This window comes from Mycobacterium sp. NGS64 (assembly GCF_059812245.1).
The window spans coordinates 603,716-622,328 of the sequence record NZ_JCALCI010000002.1 but is presented as its reverse complement, the minus strand read 5'-3'; the positions used below and the strand labels follow the sequence as shown (position 1 = coordinate 622,328).

Sequence of the window (18,613 nt, the reverse complement as noted above, 5' to 3'; positions counted from 1 at the left end):
GATGAAAGTCATGGCGCAGCTGGCGATGGTGATGAACCTGGACAAGTGCATCGGCTGCCACACCTGCTCGGTCACCTGCAAGCAAGCCTGGACCAACCGCGCCGGCACCGAGTACGTGTGGTTCAACAACGTCGAAACCCGTCCCGGGCAAGGCTATCCGCGCACCTACGAGGACCAGGAGCGTTGGCGCGGCGGCTGGATCCGCGACAAAAAGGGCCGGCTGCGGCTGCGCGACGGCGGCCGCATCCACAAGCTGTTGCGGATCTTCGCCAACCCCAAGCTGCCCACCATCGACGAGTACTACGAGCCGTGGACCTACGACTACGAAAACCTGACCACCGCGCCGGCGGGTGACACCTTTCCCACGGCCGCGCCGAGGAGCATGATCAGCGGCGAGCCGATGAAGGTGTCGTGGGGGCCGAACTGGGACGACAACCTGGCGGGGTCACCCGAGATCCTCTCGGGGGACCCAATTTTGAAGAAGGTCAGCGACGAGGTCAAGCTCAAACTCGAAGAGACCTTCATGTTCTACCTGCCCCGGATCTGCGAGCACTGCCTGAACCCGTCCTGCGTGGCGTCGTGCCCGTCGGGCGCGATGTACAAGCGCAGCGAGGACGGCATCGTGCTGGTGGACCAGGACCGCTGCCGCGGCTGGCGCATGTGTGTGTCCGGATGCCCCTACAAGAAGGTGTATTTCAACCACAAGACGGGCAAGGCCGAGAAGTGCACGTTGTGCTACCCGCGGATGGAGGTTGGCCTGCCGACGATCTGTTCGGAAACCTGCGTGGGCCGGCTGCGCTACCTCGGGCTGGTGCTCTACGACGTCGACCGGGTGCTCGAGGCGGCGTCGGTGGAAAACGACACCGACCTGTACGAGGCGCAGCGCCGGATCCTATTGGATCCCAACGACCCCGAGGTGATCGCCGCCGCGCGGGCCGACGGGATCTCCGACGAGTGGGTCGAAGCGGCACAGCGATCGCCGGTGTACGCGCTGATCAACACCTACCGGGTGGCGCTGCCGCTGCACCCGGAGTACCGGACCATGCCGATGGTCTGGTACATCCCGCCGCTGTCGCCCGTCGTCGACGCGGTCAGCCGCGACGGCCACGACGGCGAGGACCTCGGCAACCTTTTCGGCGCGCTGGACGCGCTGCGCATCCCCATGCAATACCTGGCCGAATTGTTCACCGCTGGTGACACTTCCGTCGTCGAAGGCGTGCTGCGGCGGCTGGCCGCGATGCGGTCTTACATGCGCGACATCAACCTCGGCCGCGAGACCCAGCCGCACATCCCGCACTCGGTGGGGATGACCGAGGAACAGATCTACGAAATGTACCGGCTGCTGGCCATCGCGAAATACGAAGAGCGATACGTCATTCCGACGGCCGTCAGCGCCCAGGCGCGTGACCTCGAGGAGATGGGCTGCTCGCTGTCGGGCGACGGCGGCCCGGGGATGTATGAAGCCGGCCCGTTCGGCGGGGGCAGCGGCACCCCGGTCCCGGTCGCCGTGGAGACATTTCACGCCCTCAAGCAACGTCAGCGCGGCGAGAACACCAACGCGGAGCGATCGGGGCGGGTGAACCTGCTCAACTGGGACGGCCGCCAGGCTCTGGCGGGCATGTTCCCCGAGGAACGGCAGCGATGAGGCTGCTGGCCCAGGTCCGGGAGCGGTCGGGCAACCGGGTGACGCGAGACCGGCTGGTGTGGCAGGGGGCATCGCTGCTGCTGGCCTATCCGGACGACCGGTTGCCCGAGCGGCTGGAAACCGTCGACGAACTGCGCAGCCATGCCGGCGGGCCGGCGGGCGCGCTGCTCGGCCGGACCGTCGCCGCCCTGCGTGCCCTCGAACCGATGGCGGCCGCGACACGCTACGTCGAGACCTTCGACATGCGCCGGCGCACCACCATGTACCTGACGTACTGGACCGCCGGGGACACCCGCAACCGCGGCCGGGAAATGCTGGCCTTCGCCACCGCCTACCGCGACGCGGGCGTCGAACCGCCCCGCTCCGAGGCGCCGGATCACCTGCCCGTCGTGCTCGAATTCGCCGCCACCGTCGACCCCGACGCCGGGCGGCGATTGCTGACGGCACACCGGATTCCGATCGACGTGTTGCGCGGCGCCCTGGCCGAGATCGAGTCGCCCTACGAACACGCCGTCGCGGCGGTCTGTGCGACGCTGCCGGCCGCGACCGACCAGGAGGCGCGCCGGGCCGGGCGCCTGGCTCAAGCCGGCCCTCCCACGGAAGCCGTTGGGCTGCAACCGTTCACGTTGACCGTACCGCCGAGGCGCAGCAAGGGGGCCTGACGATGGTGCACATGAAGCTGCTCGAGATCTTCTGGGACGACGTGCCCTATGTCACGCTGGCATCCGCCGCCGTCGGCACCTGGTGGCGCTACCGCTACGACAAGTTCGGCTGGACCACGCGGTCGTCGCAACTCTACGAGTCCAAACTGCTCTCGATCGGCAGCCCGCTGTTCCACTTCGGCAGCCTGGCGGTCATCATGGGCCACGTCATGGGCCTGTTCGTCCCGGAGTCCTGGACGCGGGCGGTCGGGATGAGCGATCACATCTATCACCTGCAGGCGCTGGTGCTCGGCGTGCCCGCCGGCTTCGCGACCATCGTCGGCATCGGGCTGCTGATCTACCGGCGGCGCACCCACGGGCCGGTGTTCGCGGCCACCACCCGCAACGACAAGCTGATGTACGCGGTGCTCGGCTGCGCGCTGGTGGCGGGGCTGTGCTGCACCCTGGCCGGCGCCACCCACTTCGGCGAGCTGCACGACTACCGCCAGAAGGTGTCGGTCTGGTTCCGGTCGATCTGGATCCTCGATCCGCGGGGCGACCTGATGGCGCACGCGGCGTTCTACTACCAGATTCACGTGGCGATCGCGCTGGCGTTGTTCGCGCTCTGGCCGTTCACCCGGCTGGTGCACGCGTTCAGCGCCCCGATCGGCTACCTGTTCCGCCCCTACATCGTCTACCGCAGCCGTGACGTGGCCGACACCGACGAGCTGATCGGGTCGGCGCCGCGCCGCCGCGGCTGGTAGGGCTGTGTGCGCTGGCGGTGACGACACGCCGACCCGACGCGCCGCCACTACACACTCGACGCCGCCACCGCACACTCAACGCGGTCAAGCGGCCGGTTCGCTATCTGAGGCCCCCGCTGCCAGAATCACCGACGTGCCATTCCGCAACGTCGCCATAGTCGCCCACGTCGACCACGGGAAAACCACCCTGGTCGACGCGATGCTGCGGCAGTCCGGGGCGCTGCACCACCGCGGCGACGACACCCAGGAACGCATCATGGACAGCGGTGACCTGGAAAAGGAAAAGGGCATCACCATCCTGGCCAAGAACACCGCCGTGCACCGCCACAACAGCGACGGGACGGTCACGGTCATCAACGTGATCGACACCCCCGGCCACGCCGACTTCGGCGGCGAGGTGGAGCGCGGGCTGTCCATGGTGGACGGCGTCCTGCTGCTGGTCGACGCCTCCGAGGGCCCGTTGCCGCAGACCCGGTTCGTGCTGCGCAAGGCGCTGACCGCGCATCTTCCGGTCATCCTGGTCGTCAACAAGACTGACCGGCCCGACGCCCGCATCGCCGAGGTCGTCGACGCCAGCCACGACCTGCTGCTCGACGTCGCGTCGGACCTCGACGACGAGGCGGCCAAGGCTGCCGAGCACGCCCTGGGCCTGCCGACCCTGTACGCGTCCGGGCGGGCGGGGATCGCGAGCACCGAGCAGCCGGCCGACGGCGAGGTGCCCGCCGGCGACAACCTCGACCCGCTGTTCGACGTGTTGATGGAGCACATCCCGCCCCCGTCGGGCGACCCCGAGGCGCCGCTGCAGGCGTTGGTGACCAACCTCGACGCGTCGGCGTTCCTCGGCCGGCTCGCGCTGATCCGCATCTACAACGGCAAGCTGCGCAAGGGCCAGCAGGTCGCCTGGATGCGCGAGGTCGACGGGGTGCCGGTGATCACCAGCGCCAAGATCACCGAGCTGCTGGCCACCGAAGGCGTCGAGCGCAGCCCCACCGACGAGGCGATCGCCGGCGACATCGTGGCGGTGGCGGGCGTCCCCGAGATCATGATCGGCGACACGCTGGCCGATCCCGACCACGCCCACGCGCTGCCGCGCATCACGGTCGACGAGCCGGCGATCTCGGTGACGGTCGGCACCAACACCTCGCCGCTGGCGGGCAAGGTGTCCGGCCACAAGCTGACCGCGCAGATGGTCCGCAGCCGGCTGGACACCGAGTTGGTCGGCAACGTGTCGATCCGGGTGGTCGACATCGGCCGGCCAGACGCCTGGGAGGTGCAGGGCCGCGGCGAGCTCGCCCTGGCCGTGCTGGTCGAACAGATGCGCCGCGAGGGCTTCGAACTGACCGTCGGCAAGCCGCAGGTGGTCACCAAGACCATCGACGGTCAGCTGCACGAGCCGTTCGAGGCGATGACGATCGATTGCCCCGAGGAATTCGTCGGCGCGATCACCCAATTGATGGCCGGCCGCAAGGGCCGCATGGAGGAGATGGCCAACCACGCGGCCGGCTGGGTCCGGATGGATTTCGTCGTGCCCAGCCGCGGCCTGATCGGCTTCCGCACCGACTTCCTCACCCTGACCCGCGGCACCGGCATCGCCAACGCCGTGTTCGACGGCTACCGGCCATGGGCCGGGGAGATCCGGGCCCGCCACACCGGCTCGCTGGTTTCCGACCGGTCGGGCACCATCACGCCGTTCGCGCTCATCCAGCTCGCCGACCGGGGCCAGTTCTTCGTCGAGCCGGGGCAGGACACCTACGAGGGCATGGTCGTCGGAATCAACCCGCGCCCAGAGGATCTCGACATCAACGTGACGCGCGAGAAGAAGCTGACGAACATGCGGTCGTCGACCGCGGACGTCATCGAGACGCTGGCCAAGCCGCTGGAGCTCGACCTGGAACGGGCCATGGAGTTCTGCGCGCCCGACGAATGCGTGGAGGTGACCCCCGAGATCGTGCGGGTGCGCAAGGTCGAGCTCGACGCCACCTCCCGGGCCCGCAGCCGGGCGCGGGCCAAGGCGCGAGGCTAGCGGCTTGGCGCCGGGCCGCGTCACGGGCGTGGTTGACCGGGTTGCTGAGCGGCTGCTCGATACCCTGATGGGCGTGCCGAGACGAGCCAGCCGCCTGTTCCTGCGGGTCGGCGTGCTGGTCTCGCTGGTCGGGCTGGTGCTGGCGGCGTGCACGGTCAACCCGCCGCCGGCGCCGCAGAGCACCGACACGCCGCACAATTCGGCGCCGCCGCCGCAGCGGCCCACCCAGATCATCATGGGCATCGACTCGATCGGCGCCGGGTTCAACCCGCACCTGCTGTCGGACCTGTCGCCGGTGAATGCGGCGATCAGCGCGCTGGTGTTGCCCAGCGCGTTTCGGCCGGTGCCGGATCCCGCCACGCCGACGGGATCGCGCTGGGAGATGGACCCGACCCTGTTGGTGTCCGCGGACGTGACCAACCAAAACCCGTTCACCGTGACCTACAAGATCCGGCCCGAGGCGCAGTGGACCGACAACGCGCCCATCGCCGCCGACGACTTCTGGTACCTGTGGCGCCAAATGGTCAGCCAGCCTGGGGTCGTCGATCCGGCCGGATACGACCTCATCACCGGGGTGCAGTCGCTTGAGGGCGGCAAGCAGGCCGTGGTCACGTTCGCGCAGCCGTATCCGGCGTGGAAAGAGCTGTTCAGCAACATCCTGCCGGCCCACATTGTCAAGGACGTGCCGGGCGGCTTCGCGGCCGGGTTGGCACGGGCCCTGCCGGTCACCGGTGGCCAGTTCCGGGTCGAGAGCATCGACCCGCAGCGCGACGAGATCCTGATCGCCCGCAACGACCGCTACTGGGGACCGCCGGCCAAGCCCGCACTGATCCTGTTCCGCCGGGCCGGCGCGCCGGCCGCCTTGGCCGATTCCGTGCGCAACGGCGACACCCAGGTCGCCCAGGTGCACGGCGGCTCCGCGGCCTTCGCGCAGCTGTCGGCCATCCCGGACGTGCGCACCGCGCGGATCGTGACGCCGCGGGTCATGCAGCTGACGCTGCGCGCCAACGAGTCCAAGCTGTCCGACACTCAGGTCCGCAAGGCGATCCTGGGCCTGCTCGACGTCGATCTGCTGGCGGCCGTCGGCGCGGGCAGCGACAACACGGTCACGCTGGACCAGGCCCAGATCCGCTCGCCGAGCGACCCCGGCTACGAGCCGACCGCGCCGCCCGCGATGACCACGCCCGCCGCGCTGGCGTTGTTGGAGAGCTCCGGATACAAGGTCGAACCCAACACGTCGACGTCTCCGGCGCCGACCCCCGCGAGCACCGGGCCGCCGGAGGTCACCCGCGGCCGCATCAGCAAGGACGGCCAGCAGCTGTCGCTGATCATCGGGGTGGCGGCGAACGACCCGACCTCCGTCGCGGTGGCCAACACCGCCGCCGACCAGCTGCGCAACGTCGGCATCGCGGCGACGGTGCTGGCGCTGGACCCGGTGACGCTGTACCGCGACGCGCTGAACAACAACTCTGTCGACGCGATCGTCGGCTGGCACCGGGCCGGGGGGAATCTGGCGACGCTGCTGGCCTCGCGCTACGGCTGCCCCGCGCTGCAGACGACGACGGTCCCGACCTCGAACGTGGCCACGACCACCCCCGCGGCCGGGCCCACGCCGTCCACCGCGCCCGCGACCACCGTCACGACGCCGACGTCGGCACCGCCCAGCCGCCCACCGGAGCCCGGGGCCCTGGTGCAGGCGCCGTCGAACCTCACCGGCATCTGCGACCGCAGCATCCAGTCGAACATCGACGCCGCGCTGAACGGCACCAAGAGCATCAACGACGTGATCACCGCGGTCGAGCCGCGGCTGTGGAACATGTCCACGGTGCTGCCGATCCTGCAAGACACGACGATCGTCGCGGCGGGCCCCAGCGTTCAAAACGTCAGCCTGTCCGGCGCGGTCCCCGTCGGCATCGTCGGAGACGCCGGCCAATGGCTAAAAACCGGGCCGTAGGCGCCATTTTTTTGGTATTGAAAACAATCATTTCCCAAAAAATGGGTATCTAATACCGCCGTCCCAAAAAAGGTAACGAATTAATTACGGGTCGCCGAATTCAATACCTGCAAAGCCAGTTCGTGCAAACAAACGTTTTCACAACACCATTTCGATACGCTGCGGCCATCGTTGAACGGCTGCTCGGGAAAACAGTCGCCAGCGGTCACGTGGGGTGGAATCGGGGAGGTCGAAGTGTCATTTCTCATCGCAGCACCAGAGCTGATTGCCGATGCCGCAACGGATTTGGCGAACCTTGCGGCCGCCATCGGTTCGGCGAACACCGCGGCCGCGGTGGCGACGACGGGACTGCTGCCCGCGGCCGCCGATGAAGTTTCGGCGGAAATTGCCGCATTGTTCTCCTCGCACGCCGCTGGCTACCAGCAACTCAGCGCGCAGGCCGCGGTATTCCACCAGCAGTTCGTTCAAACTTTGAGCGCGGGGGCGGGCGCCTATGCGGCCGCCGAGGTGAACGTCGTGCAGACTCTGGCGAGCGCGGTGCCCGCGCTCGGCATCGACTTTAGCGCTGGGATCTCGGGGCTGGCGGCCAGCCTCAGCGCCGACATCAACGCGATCGGGCTTTCGGTCAACGCCGCCCTGTCGGGCAACTTGGGCTTGGGCGGCAGCCTGGGCGGCCTGGCGCCGCTCGGGGCCGCGATCGCGACCAACGTGAACGGCGGGCTGACGGCACTGGCGCAGACCGGCGGCGCGATCGCGACGAACATCGGCACCGGGCTGTCGGGGCTGGCAGGCGGCTTCAACGCCGCGCTGCCCGGGCTGCAGGCCAGCCTGAGCGGCGGCCTGTCGGGGCTGAACGCCTCCCTCAATGCTGCGTTGTCGGGCAGTTTGAACGGCGGCCTTTCGGGCCTGGTGCCGCTCGGTGCGGCCTTGGCGACCGGCTTCAACACCGGCCTCTCGAGCTTGATCCAGGCCGGCAACACGCTGGCGGCGAACCTCGGCGCCGGGCTGGCCGGCGGACTGAGCCTCGCGTTGCCGGGCCTCATGGCCAGCCTGAGCGGCGGGCTTGGCGGCCTGAGCGCCTCGATCAACGCCGCTCTCTCGGCTGGCCTCGGCGGCGGCCTTTCGGGCCTCGGGCCACTCGGCGCCACCCTGGCGGCGGACATCGGCAGCGGGCTGTCCGGATTGGCCCAGACCGGCGGTGCGCTGGTGACGAGCCTGACCGCCGGGTTCCCCGGACTGCAGGCCAGCATCACCGGCGGACTCGCGGGGCTGAACGGTGCCATCAACGCCGCGCTCTCGGGCGGCTTCGGCGGCAGCCTGTCGGGCCTCGGCGCCGCCCTGTCCGGCGCCTTGCAAACCGGAGGGTCGCTGCTCGCCAACCTCAGCGCCGAGCTGCCGGCCCTGTCGGGCGGCCTCACCCTGCCGGCCAACCTGACCGTCGCGCTCAACGCGCTGGGCGGCGCGCTCGGCTTGAGCCCCAGCCTGGGCGTGAACATCATGGCCGGGCTCAACGGGCTCAGCGCTCAGCTGAACCTCGCCTTGAACGGCGGCCTCAGCCTCGGGCTCGCCGGGCTTCCCACGCTGTTGGCCAACTTGGTCGCGCCGTGGCAGGTGCTGCTGACGGCGCCCAACGTGCCCGCGTTCCTGACCCAGCTGCAGGCGATGGAGGTCGGCTTCAACACCGCCCTGATCTCCAACGAGCTCGGCCTCAACGCGGCCCTGGTCGCACAGGAGACCGCGCTGGAGACGGCCGTCTTCGGCGGCACCGGTGCCGTCGGTGGCATGCTCGACACCTTCTTCAACTTCTGGAACACGGTGCTGGGCACCGGCGAGGTGACCTTCGACAGCCTGTTGGGTGCCCAACTCCCGACCGGCGGCGCCATCCTCGCCAGCCTCGCCGTCGGCGCCCCGGCCAACCTGATCGCCGGCGGCACGCTCGGTGGGTTCCTGGGCGCCGTGGACACCAAGTTCCTGTGGGATCTCAGCGTCATCAGCGGGGTGGCGACCTCGTTGACCGGCAACGGATCCCTCCAGGCCGCGTTGACAGCGGGGATCAACGCGGCGGGCTTGCAAGCGTCGTTGAACGCGGCGCTGAACGGATCGCTGTTCGCCGGCCTGCCCACCACGGGGTTGGGCGTGGCGTTGGTGGCGGCGCCGACCGCGGGTTTGCAAGGGCTGGCGTCAGGTCAGATCAACTTCCTGGACAACCTGATCACCTCGGAGGCGGGCTTGAACGCCAACCTGCTGAACAACGAACTGGCTTGGGAGACAGCGACATTCGGGACCAACACCGCCTTCAACGGCGGGCTGAACCGGCTCTTCAACGTCCCGAACCTGTTCCTGCTCACCGGCGAGCAAACGATCAACAGCTTCTTGGGCGGTGTGCAGTACCCGGCGGTCGGCACGGTCCTGACCGGTACCGGTGCGCAGGTGTTCAACGGCGGCAACATCGGCGGGCTCGAGGGCATCTTCGACCAGACCCTGGCCGCCGGCGCGGACTTCGCCGGACTTTTCACGGCCTAGGTCTGAGGAGCCGCCCGCGGCGGGATCACCGTGTCGACCACCAGCGCCAGTTCGCGCCGGTTCGGCGGTTCCCCGGTGAGCAGGAAGTGTTGGTTGATCAACGCCGGTCCGACGCGCGCGGTCAGCGGCGTGATCGTGGCGGGGTCGAGATCGCCGTCCTCGACGGCGGCCTGCAGGATCGATTCGATTACCTTCAGGCGCGGGGCCACCACGGCGTCGGCGAAGATGGTGCGCATCTCCGGTTCGTGCAGCAGCTGCTGCACGACGTACATGCCGGGAAAGGTGGTCTTTCCCGCCAACATGTCGCGGTGCAAGGTGAACATCGTCAGCAGGTTCTCCCTGGCCGACCGGCCGGAGCGCGGCTCGGGCGTCGGCGGCAGCGCGTAGACCAGGGCGGCGTGCACCAGGTCGTGCTTGCTGCACCAGCGCCGGTACAGCGCCGCCTTGCCGGTGTGCGCACGCGCCGCGATGCCCTCCATCGTCAGCCCGCCGTAGCCGACTTCGGCCAACTCGACCAGCGTCGCCTCGTAGAGCGCACGTTCCAGCACCTCGCCACGACGGCGGCTCCGGACGCTGCTCCGGCCCTGGGTTAGCTGCGGCATTTCTCGATAGTAGCCGCCCGCGTTCCTATTCGCCGAGCCTCGGCGAGACGGGGGTAGGGTGCCTGCATGCCCGAGACTCCACGGCTGCTGTTCGTCCACGCGCATCCAGATGACGAGAGCCTCGCCAACGGCGCCACCATCGCGCATTACACCGCCCGCGGGGCGGACGTCCGCGTCGTCACCTGCACGCTCGGTGAGGAGGGCGAGGTCATCGGCGACCGATGGGCCGGGCTCGCCGTCGACCGCGCGGACCAACTGGGCGGCTACCGGATCGGCGAGCTCACGGCCGCGTTGCGGGCGCTGGGCGTCGACGCGCCCCACTATCTGGGGGGCGCGGGCCGCTGGCGTGACTCGGGGATGGAGGGCACCCCGCCGCGGGGTCGCCAGAGGTTCATCGACGCCGACGAACGCGAGGCCGTCGGCGCGTTGGTCGCCGTCATCCGCGAGCAGCGCCCCCACGTCGTCGTGACCTACGACCCCAACGGCGGCTACGGCCATCCCGACCACATCCACACCCACACCGTCACGACCGCCGCGGTCGCCGCCGCCGCCACCGACGACTACCCCGGCGAGCCCTGGGCGGTGCCCAAGTTCTACTGGACGGTCCTGGCCGCGAGCGCGTTCCAGGCCGGTTGGCGGGAGCTCGATCGGAAAGACCTGCTGCCCGACTGGATGGTCCCGCCGCAAGAGGAGTTCGACTTCGGCTACGCCGATGCCGACATCGACGCCGTCGTGCAGGCCGCCCCGGATGCGCTCGCGGCGAAGATCGCCGCCCTGGCCGCCCACGAAACCCAGCTCGTCGTCGGCCCGACGGCCCGCGCCCTCGCGCTGTCGAACAACTTCGCGCTGCCCATCCTGCCCGACGAGCACTACGTGCTGGTGGAAGGCTCCGCGGGGGAGCGCGACGGGCGCGGATGGGAGACGGACCTGCTCGCGGGACTCGGTTTGACCGCGGCCGCAACGCGGTAGGCTGCGAAACAGGCAGCCACGGAAGGAATTCGCATGGACCCCGACCTGGACCCGAACATGCAGCATTGGCAGGACCGGCTCGACAGTCTGCAGTGGGTGATCGGCTCGATACTCGCCAACGTCGACAGCGTCCCGACCTGACCGAAACCAAGCCACGCGCCGCGTCCATCCAGGACGGTGGCGCCACGGATCCCGCGATTCGTTTCGTCGTTTTGGCGCTGCTGGCTGTGGACGGGATCCTCTCGGCACTGGCCGGCGCGATGCTGCTTCCTTCCTATATAGGTTCGATTCCGTTCCCCATCAGTGCGTTGGTGAGCGGGCTCGTCAACGCGGCACTGGTGTGGGCCGCCGGCCTGTGGACCCGCTCCGCACGGGTGGCCGCGCTGCCGTTGTGGACGTGGCTGCTGACGGTCGCCGTGCTGAGCATGGGCGGTCCCGGCGACGACGTGATCCTGGGCGGGCGGGGACTGATGGCGTACGGGGCCCTGGTCCTGATCGCGCTAGGTGTCGCGCCCCCGGTGTGGGTGCTGTTCCGGCGCGGCCTGCGCGGCTGACGACCCGGGTTACGGGAAAAACGGCGGCAACGGCGGCAGCGGCGGGAGGAAGCTGAGCGCCCAGTAGATCTCGGTGTTGATGAACTGGTTGATCGACGCCGTGGTGGCATCCCAGAAGTTGGCCAGCCCTTGCGCGAAGTTGATGCTGCCTTGCAGCCAGTCGATGGTGTTGAACAGGCCGGCCTGCACCATGGGCTCGAAAAGGTCGTAGAAGAAATAGATCTGGGGGGCCAGCCAGCCGACGTAGGGCAGGTAACCGACCGCGTACGCGGCGAGGTCGAAACCGTACTGCACATACGGCTCGGCGAGTAGGTACCCGGCCTTGATGGCGTCACCGATCGACCCGGACGCCGCCGGCACGACCGCGGCGTTGGTCATGGCGGCCGGTGTGACGAGCGCGCTGGCCGCGGTGAGGGCGCGGATGCCGCCGGTCGGCAACAGCGCGCCGGCTTCACCGGCGAGCGCCGAAAGCCCACCCGGTAAACCGGAGCCCAGCAGGCCGGCGCCGCCCAGGAAATTGGAGCCGGCCACCACGCTCTCGACCTGGTTCACCGCGGCGGACAGGCCGCCGCCGACCATGCCGGCGACACCGCCCCCGCCCACCAGTCCGGCGCTGCCCAGGAAGTTGGAGCCGGCCACGACGCTCTCCACGCGGTTCACCGCATTGGCCACGGCGCCGCCGACGACGCCCGCGACGCCGCCGCCACCGCCGCCAAGCAGGGACGCGGCGGGCGCGTTCACCGCGCTGGCGAGGCTCTGCGCGGCGCCGGGCAGCGCCGCGGCGGGCGCGTTCACCGCACCGGCGAGGTTCTGCGCGGCACCGGACTCAGCCGCCGCGAACGCGTTCGCGCCGGAGCTCAGGGTCTGGACAAATTGCTCGTGAAACTGCGCGATCTGCGCGCTGAACTGCTGATATCCGAGCCCGTGCTCGGATAGGAACGCCGCGACCTGGGCCGACACGGCATCGGCCGCCGAGGCCGCGACCGCGGATGTCGGGGCCGCCGCCGCTGCGCTGGCGCTGTTGATGGTCGAACCAATGCCAGCCAAGTCCGAAGCCGCTGCCGCCAGCGCCTCCGGGGTGGCGAATAGGAACGACATTCGGTACCTCCCGGGATACGACGGATGCTATCTCGATCGCCGCTGGCCGGCGGGCAAGTTCGTCAAACACTTAAGTAAGGGAGCCCCGCGCGGGGGCCGCGACGCCGGGATGTCGACCGCAGGCTGGCGGGAGCCTGGCGCTACTGTTGCGCATATGGCACCGCCGCCCCAGAGCTGCACAGGTTGGGCCGAGCGGATGAAATTCGAGCGTGGGGAAGTTACACCAACGTGCCACTGACACCGGAGCCTCCGGCGCCCACCGCGCTGCCTAGCCCCGTCGTTCCGCCGAAGGCCAGCGCGTCGGCACTGCGGCGCGTTTTGCGGCGAGCCAGGGACGGGGTCGCGCTCAACGTCGAGGAGGCGGCCGTCGCCATGACCGCGCGCGGCGACGACCTCGCCGATCTGTGCGCGAGCGCGGCTCGCGTGCGCGACGCGGGCCTCGAGTCGGCGGGGCGGCGCGGGCCGGGCGGCCGGCTGCCGATCAGCTATTCGCGCAAGGTGTTCGTCCCCGTCACCCACCTGTGCCGCGACAGCTGCCACTACTGCACGTTCGTCACCGTCCCGGGCAAGCTGCGCGCGCGGGGCGCCGGCATGTACCTGGAGCCCGACGAGATACTCGACCTCGCCCGTCGCGGGGCCGAACTCGGTTGCAAGGAAGCGCTATTCACCCTCGGCGACCGGCCGGAGGACCGGTGGCCGGAGGCGCGTGAGTGGCTCGCCCAACGCGGCTACGACTCGACGCTGTCCTACGTGCGGGCGATGGCGATCCGGGTCCTCGAGGAAACCGGGCTGCTGCCGCACCTGAACCCCGGCGTGATGAGCTGGTCGGAGTTGTCGCGCCTCAAGCCGGTGGCGCCGTCGATGGGCATGATGCTCGAGACGACGTCGCGGCGGCTCTTCGAGACGAAAGGGCTTGCGCACTACGGCAGCCCGGACAAGGACCCGGCAGTTCGGCTGCGCACCCTGACCGACGCCGGGCGGTTGTCCATTCCGTTCACCACCGGGCTGCTGGTCGGCATCGGCGAAACGCTGGCCGAACGCGCAGACACCCTGCACGCGATTCGCAAGTCGCACAAGGAGTTCGGGCACGTTCAGGAAGTGATCGTGCAGAACTTCCGGGCCAAGGAGCACACCGCGATGGCGGCGTTCCCCGACGCCGGGATCGAGGACTACCTGGCGACGGTGGCGGTCGCGCGGCTGGTGCTCGGTCCGGGCATGCGCATCCAGGCGCCGCCCAACCTGGTGTCGCGCGAGGAGTGCCTGGCGCTGATCCGCGCCGGGGTCGACGACTGGGGCGGCGTCTCGCCGCTGACGCCCGACCATGTCAATCCCGAACGTCCCTGGCCCGCCTTGGACGAGCTGGCCGCGGTCACAGCCGAGGGCGGGTATGACCTGGTGCAGCGGCTGACCGCGCAACCCAAGTACGTCCAGGCCGGCGCGGCGTGGATCGACCCGCGGGTGCGCGGACACGTTCTTGCGCTGGCCGACCCGGCGACCGGCCTGGCCCGCGACGTCAACCCGGTGGGCATGCCCTGGCAGGAGCCCGACGACGTGGAGTCCGCCGGCCGGGTCGACCTCAATGCGGCGATCGACACCGAAGGCCGCAACACCGCGGCCCGCAGCGACCTCGACAGCGCGTTCGGCGATTGGGAATCGATCCGCGCGCACGTGCACGAGCTGGCGGCGCAGGGCGCCAAAGCGCCAGAACGCCTAGACACCGACGTGCTCGCCGCACTGCGCTCGGCCGAACGCGACCCCGCGGGGTGCACCGACGACGAGTATCTCGCGCTGGCGACCGCCGAGGGCCCGGCGCTGGAAGCGGTTGCCGCGCTGGCCGATTCGCTGCGCCGCGACGCCGTCGGCGACGACGTGACCTTTGTGGTGAACCGCAACATCAACTTCACCAACATCTGCTACACGGGCTGCCGCTTCTGCGCGTTCGCCCAGCGCAAGGGCGACGCCGACGCCTATTCGCTGTCCACCGAGGAGGTGGCCGACCGCGCCTGGGAGGCGCACGTCGAGGGTGCCACCGAGGTGTGCATGCAGGGCGGGATCGACCCCGAACTGCCGGTGACCGGGTACGCCGACCTGGTGCGCGCCGTCAAGGCCCGGGTGCCCTCGATGCACGTGCACGCCTTCTCGCCGATGGAGATCGCCAACGGTGTGACCAAAAGCGGGTTGAGCATTCGCGAGTGGCTGATCAGCCTGCGCGAGGCCGGCCTGGACACCATCCCCGGCACCGCCGCGGAGATCCTGGACGACGAGGTGCGCTGGGTGCTCACCAAGGGCAAGCTGCCCACCTCGTTGTGGATCGAGATCGTCAGCACCGCGCACGAGGTGGGCCTGCGATCGTCGTCGACGATGATGTACGGCCACGTCGACACCCCGCGGCACTGGGTGGGCCACCTCAACGTGCTGCGGGACATCCAGGACCGCACCGGCGGTTTCACCGAGTTCGTCCCGTTGCCGTTCGTGCACCAGAACTCGCCGCTGTACCTGGCCGGCGCGGCGCGGCCGGGCCCCAGCCACCGGGACAACCGGGCGGTGCACGCGCTGGCGCGAATCATGTTGCACGGCCGCATTTCCCACATTCAGACCAGCTGGGTCAAGCTCGGGGTCGAACGCACGCGGGTGATGCTCAACGGCGGCGCCAACGACCTGGGCGGGACGCTGATGGAGGAGACCATCTCGCGGATGGCCGGGTCCGAACACGGGTCGTCGAAGACCGCGGCGGAGCTGGCCGCGATCGCCGAGGGCATCGGCCGCCCGGCGCGCCAGCGCACCACCACGTACGCCCCGCTCGCCGCATAGGTCCTGCCGCGAGGGCGCGCGTTTGTACGGCGACACGCCGGGAAGGGCGGCATTTTGCGCGCGCTCGCCAACGACTACGTGTCGGTCGCCGCGGGTATACCGGAGGCCGTGAAGCGACACATCGATCAAGACCGATTCCCGGAGTGGCAGCCCTTCCTAGACGCGGTGCAGCAGCGCCGACCCGACGCCGGCACCTGGTGCGAAGCGTGGACCGTGCGCGACATCGTCATCCATCAGGCCGGAAACGCCGAGGAGCTCGCCCGGGTGCTGGGAGCCCACCTCGAGGGCGAACCCGTCGGCACCCGCGGCTTCGAGGAACGGGAGGCCCCCCTGCGCGCCATGAACGACGCGGATCTCTGGGACGCGCTGCACGACCGGATGGCCACGCTGAACGAGGTCGCGGCCGCCGCCGAGAGCGTTCCCGCCGACACGGACGTCGCCTGGACCGGGCGCACCATGAAGGTGCCCTGGTTCGCCGAGCACATGCGCGAGGAACTCGTCCTGCACGGCTGGGACATCACGGGCGACGGCGACACCGGGTTCGCCGCCCAGCTTGCCGAGCCCTGGATGACGACGCACAGCGTCGTCGCGGTGGGACGCCCGCTGCTCGCCAAGGGCGCCAAGACGCTGCAACCGGGCGAGCGAATCGAGGCGCGGTTGCGGGTCTTCGGCAGCGACGACGTGGTGCTCACCGCCGACGCCGAAAAGACCTCAATCGGAATGGCCGGGCCCGAAGGCCCGGCCACTCTCGAAACCGACTCCGCCGCAAGGGTTTTGCTGCTCTGGGGTCGGCGACCCGGAAACCCCTCGCGGATTTGCAGCGACGTCGGGCCCGAACTACTGGGCCAGGTGCGCCGACTGCTCAGCGGCTACTGACGCGCTGGCGCGCTCAGTAGTTGTTGCAGCTGCCGGCAACCGACAAAACGTCGTTGAAGTACGGGGCGGCCTGCGGCATGGCCTGGATCTGGTGGGCCATCTGCAGGCGCTTCGGCGGCGGCGAGGCCAGGAACTGGTTCAAGTAACTCACCGCGATCGGCGACGCGGTCAACTGCGCCGCAGCAGCCGGATCCGTCGCGTTCAGCGCGGCCATCACCTGCCCGTAGTTGCACGTCGTGTTGATGACCGGATCCAGCGGATCGGCGGATGCGATCCCGGAGCCGGCGGTCAACGCAAAAGCAACACCCCCAGCAACAGCGGCCAGTTTGGTCAACGACAGCTTCACCATTTTGTGGACCTTCCCCATTTCAATGCACCGTCGATAAACGGCGACGACATTGCCCAACGGTTGCCGTCTGCGGTCGAGGCTACCAGGCCCCGTGAGCAATCTTCTATCGCAAGCGTTATCGCACAGGAAGTTCTAATCGTAACTATGCGCAGGTCAGGGCGTTATACGTGGGTGTTCGCCCTCGGTGAAATCCCGCAGGGGCCGCCGCACCCGGCCCGGCCCCGACACGTCAGCGAACCGCCGGGGTGCCGAGTGGTTGACGTGTATGTGCAACGTCTAGTATCAGTAACCGAACGCTTGCGCTGACGTGGCCGGAGCGCCGCGGCGAGCCGAACCGCAGCCCACACGCAGTACATGGAGGAGATGTCTGTGACGTACACGATCGCCGAACCCTGCGTCGACATCAAGGACAAGGCATGCATCGAGGAGTGCCCGGTCGACTGCATCTATGAGGGTGCCCGGATGCTGTACATCCACCCCGATGAGTGCGTTGACTGTGGCGCCTGTGAGCCGGTCTGCCCCGTCGAAGCGATCTATTACGAAGACGACGTGCCGGAGCAGTGGAGCCAGTACACACAGATCAACGCCGACTTCTTTGCTGAGCTGGGGTCGCCGGGTGGCGCCGCGAAGGTCGGCCTGACCGAGAACGACCCGCAGGTCGTCAAGGACCTGCCACCCCAGGGCGAGGGCGACTGAGCGGAACGGTGTCGGCGTCCCTGCCGGAGTTTCCCTGGGACACGCTGGCCGACGCGAAGGCGCGGGCCGCGGCGCATCCGGACGGAATCGTCGACCTGTCCGTCGGCACCCCGGTAGACCCGGTTGCGCCGCTGATCCGGGAGGCGCTGGCGGCCGCCAGCTCGGCCCCCGGGTACCCCGCCACCGCCGGCACGGCGCGACTGCGCGAATCGGCGGTCGCCGCGCTGGCCCGCCGTTTCGGGATCACAGGGCTGACCGAGGCGGCCGTGCTGCCGGTGATCGGCAGCAAGGAACTCATCGCCTGGCTGCCGACGCTGCTGGGCCTGGGCCGCGAGGCCCTGATCGTGGTGCCGGAGCTGGCCTACCCGACGTATGACGTGGGCGCGCGGCTGGCCGGGGCCCCGGTGCTACGCGCCGACTCGCTGACCCAGGTGGGCCCGCAATCCCCGGCGCTGTTCTACCTGAACTCGCCGAGCAACCCGACTGGGCGGGTGCTGGGCGTCGACCACCTGCGCAAGGTCGTCGGATGGGCGCGCGAGCGGGGGGTGATCGTCGCCTCCGACGAGTGCTACCTGGGCCTGGGCTGGGAGGCCGAACCGCTGTCGGTGCTGCATCCCTCGGTGTGCGACGGCGACCATACCGGGCTGCTCGCGATCCACTCGCTGTCGAAGAGCTCGTCGCTGGCCGGTTATCGGGCCGGCCTGGTCGCGGGGGACCCGGCGCTGGTCGGCGAGCTGCTCGCCGTGCGCAAACACGCCGGGATGATCGTGCCGACGCCGGTGCAGGCCGCCATGGTTGCCGCGCTCGACGACGACGACCACGAGCGGGTGCAGCGCGAGCGGTACGAACGGCGGCGCGCCGCCCTGTTGCCCGCGCTGCGCTCGGCCGGTTTCGCCGTCGACCATTCCGAGGCCGGCCTCTATCTCTGGGCCACCTGCGGCGAGCCGTGCCGGGACAGCGTCTCGCGGCTCGCCTCCCTCGGCATCCTGGTGGCGCCCGGCGACTTCTACGGCCCGGGCGGTGCCCGGCACGTGCGGGTCGCGTTGACCGCCACCGACGAGCGCATCGCCGCGGCGGTCTCGCGGCTGACTTAGCCCGTCCGCCCGCC

At 69.6% G+C, this 18,613-nt stretch carries 15 protein-coding genes; 12 read left to right on the top strand and 3 right to left on the bottom strand.

Annotated features, from left to right (window positions below; genetic code table 11):
- Position 1: 1 nt before the first annotated feature.
- From narH to AC5Y4S_RS11230, 6 genes are all read left to right on the top strand, one after another.
- Entirely contained in the window at positions 2–1,645 is a 1,644-nt protein-coding gene (narH, locus tag AC5Y4S_RS11255) for a nitrate reductase subunit beta (RefSeq protein ID WP_500032657.1), read from the top strand.
- The gene (gene narJ / locus AC5Y4S_RS11250; protein ID WP_500032656.1) at positions 1,642–2,307 is read left to right on the top strand and encodes a nitrate reductase molybdenum cofactor assembly chaperone; all 666 of its coding nucleotides are present in this window, start codon (positions 1,642–1,644) and stop codon (positions 2,305–2,307) included. Before narH ends, narJ begins: the two co-directional genes overlap by 4 nt.
- Before the next feature lie 2 nt (positions 2,308–2,309).
- Complete coding sequence (gene narI / locus AC5Y4S_RS11245) at positions 2,310–3,050, top strand: respiratory nitrate reductase subunit gamma (protein ID WP_500032653.1); 741 nt, start codon at positions 2,310–2,312, stop codon at positions 3,048–3,050.
- 133 nt (positions 3,051–3,183) lie between these two features.
- Positions 3,184–5,073: a translational GTPase TypA gene (gene typA / locus AC5Y4S_RS11240; RefSeq protein ID WP_500032652.1), complete on the top strand. Its 1,890-nt coding sequence runs from the start codon at positions 3,184–3,186 to the stop codon at positions 5,071–5,073.
- Positions 5,074–5,140: 67 nt separating this feature from the next.
- Positions 5,141–7,027 (top strand): ABC transporter family substrate-binding protein, encoded by a 1,887-nt coding sequence (locus tag AC5Y4S_RS11235; RefSeq protein ID WP_500033296.1) that lies wholly within the window; start codon positions 5,141–5,143, stop codon positions 7,025–7,027.
- Between the two features lie 234 nt (positions 7,028–7,261).
- Entirely contained in the window at positions 7,262–9,550 is a 2,289-nt protein-coding gene (locus tag AC5Y4S_RS11230) for a PE domain-containing protein (RefSeq protein WP_500032650.1), read from the top strand.
- Here AC5Y4S_RS11230 and AC5Y4S_RS11225 read toward each other — a convergent pair.
- The gene (locus AC5Y4S_RS11225) at positions 9,547–10,152 is read right to left on the bottom strand and encodes a TetR/AcrR family transcriptional regulator (protein WP_500032649.1); all 606 of its coding nucleotides are present in this window, start codon (positions 10,150–10,152) and stop codon (positions 9,547–9,549) included. The two genes, AC5Y4S_RS11230 and AC5Y4S_RS11225, sit on opposite strands and share 4 nt — an antisense overlap.
- 66 nt (positions 10,153–10,218) lie before the next feature.
- Here AC5Y4S_RS11225 and mshB point away from each other — a divergent pair, with 66 nt between their 5' ends.
- Together mshB and AC5Y4S_RS11215 are read left to right on the top strand one after the other, a co-directional pair.
- Positions 10,219–11,121, top strand: coding sequence for an N-acetyl-1-D-myo-inositol-2-amino-2-deoxy-alpha-D-glucopyranoside deacetylase (gene mshB / locus AC5Y4S_RS11220; RefSeq protein ID WP_500032647.1), 903 nt, complete (start codon positions 10,219–10,221; stop codon positions 11,119–11,121).
- 92 nt (positions 11,122–11,213) lie between these two features.
- Positions 11,214–11,675: a hypothetical protein gene (locus AC5Y4S_RS11215; protein ID WP_500032646.1), complete on the top strand. Its 462-nt coding sequence runs from the start codon at positions 11,214–11,216 to the stop codon at positions 11,673–11,675.
- A 9-nt stretch (positions 11,676–11,684) separates the two neighbouring features.
- Here AC5Y4S_RS11215 and AC5Y4S_RS11210 read toward each other — a convergent pair whose 3' ends face one another.
- A complete protein-coding gene (locus AC5Y4S_RS11210) occupies positions 11,685–12,773 on the bottom strand; it encodes a PE family protein (protein ID WP_500032645.1) in 1,089 nt (362 codons plus the stop codon).
- 234 nt (positions 12,774–13,007) lie between these two features.
- Here AC5Y4S_RS11210 and AC5Y4S_RS11205 point away from each other — a divergent pair, with 234 nt between their 5' ends.
- Together AC5Y4S_RS11205 and AC5Y4S_RS11200 are read left to right on the top strand one after the other, a co-directional pair.
- Entirely contained in the window at positions 13,008–15,584 is a 2,577-nt protein-coding gene (locus AC5Y4S_RS11205; RefSeq protein WP_500033295.1) for a bifunctional FO biosynthesis protein CofGH, read from the top strand.
- A gap of 108 nt (positions 15,585–15,692) precedes the next feature.
- Complete coding sequence (locus tag AC5Y4S_RS11200) at positions 15,693–16,460, top strand: maleylpyruvate isomerase N-terminal domain-containing protein (protein WP_500032643.1); 768 nt, start codon at positions 15,693–15,695, stop codon at positions 16,458–16,460.
- A 13-nt stretch (positions 16,461–16,473) separates the two neighbouring features.
- Here the strand turns inward: AC5Y4S_RS11200 and AC5Y4S_RS11195 are convergent, their stop codons facing one another.
- Positions 16,474–16,806: a hemophore-related protein gene (locus AC5Y4S_RS11195; RefSeq protein ID WP_067151130.1), complete on the bottom strand. Its 333-nt coding sequence runs from the start codon at positions 16,804–16,806 to the stop codon at positions 16,474–16,476.
- 372 nt (positions 16,807–17,178) lie between these two features.
- On the opposite strand from AC5Y4S_RS11195, the gene fdxA reads away from it, so the two are divergent.
- Both fdxA and dapC read left to right on the top strand, forming a co-directional pair.
- Positions 17,179–17,505: a ferredoxin gene (gene fdxA / locus AC5Y4S_RS11190; RefSeq protein WP_068132416.1), complete on the top strand. Its 327-nt coding sequence runs from the start codon at positions 17,179–17,181 to the stop codon at positions 17,503–17,505.
- Positions 17,506–17,513: 8 nt separating this feature from the next.
- Positions 17,514–18,599: a succinyldiaminopimelate transaminase gene (gene dapC, locus AC5Y4S_RS11185; RefSeq protein ID WP_500032642.1), complete on the top strand. Its 1,086-nt coding sequence runs from the start codon at positions 17,514–17,516 to the stop codon at positions 18,597–18,599.
- The last annotated feature ends 14 nt before the right edge of the window (positions 18,600–18,613 follow it).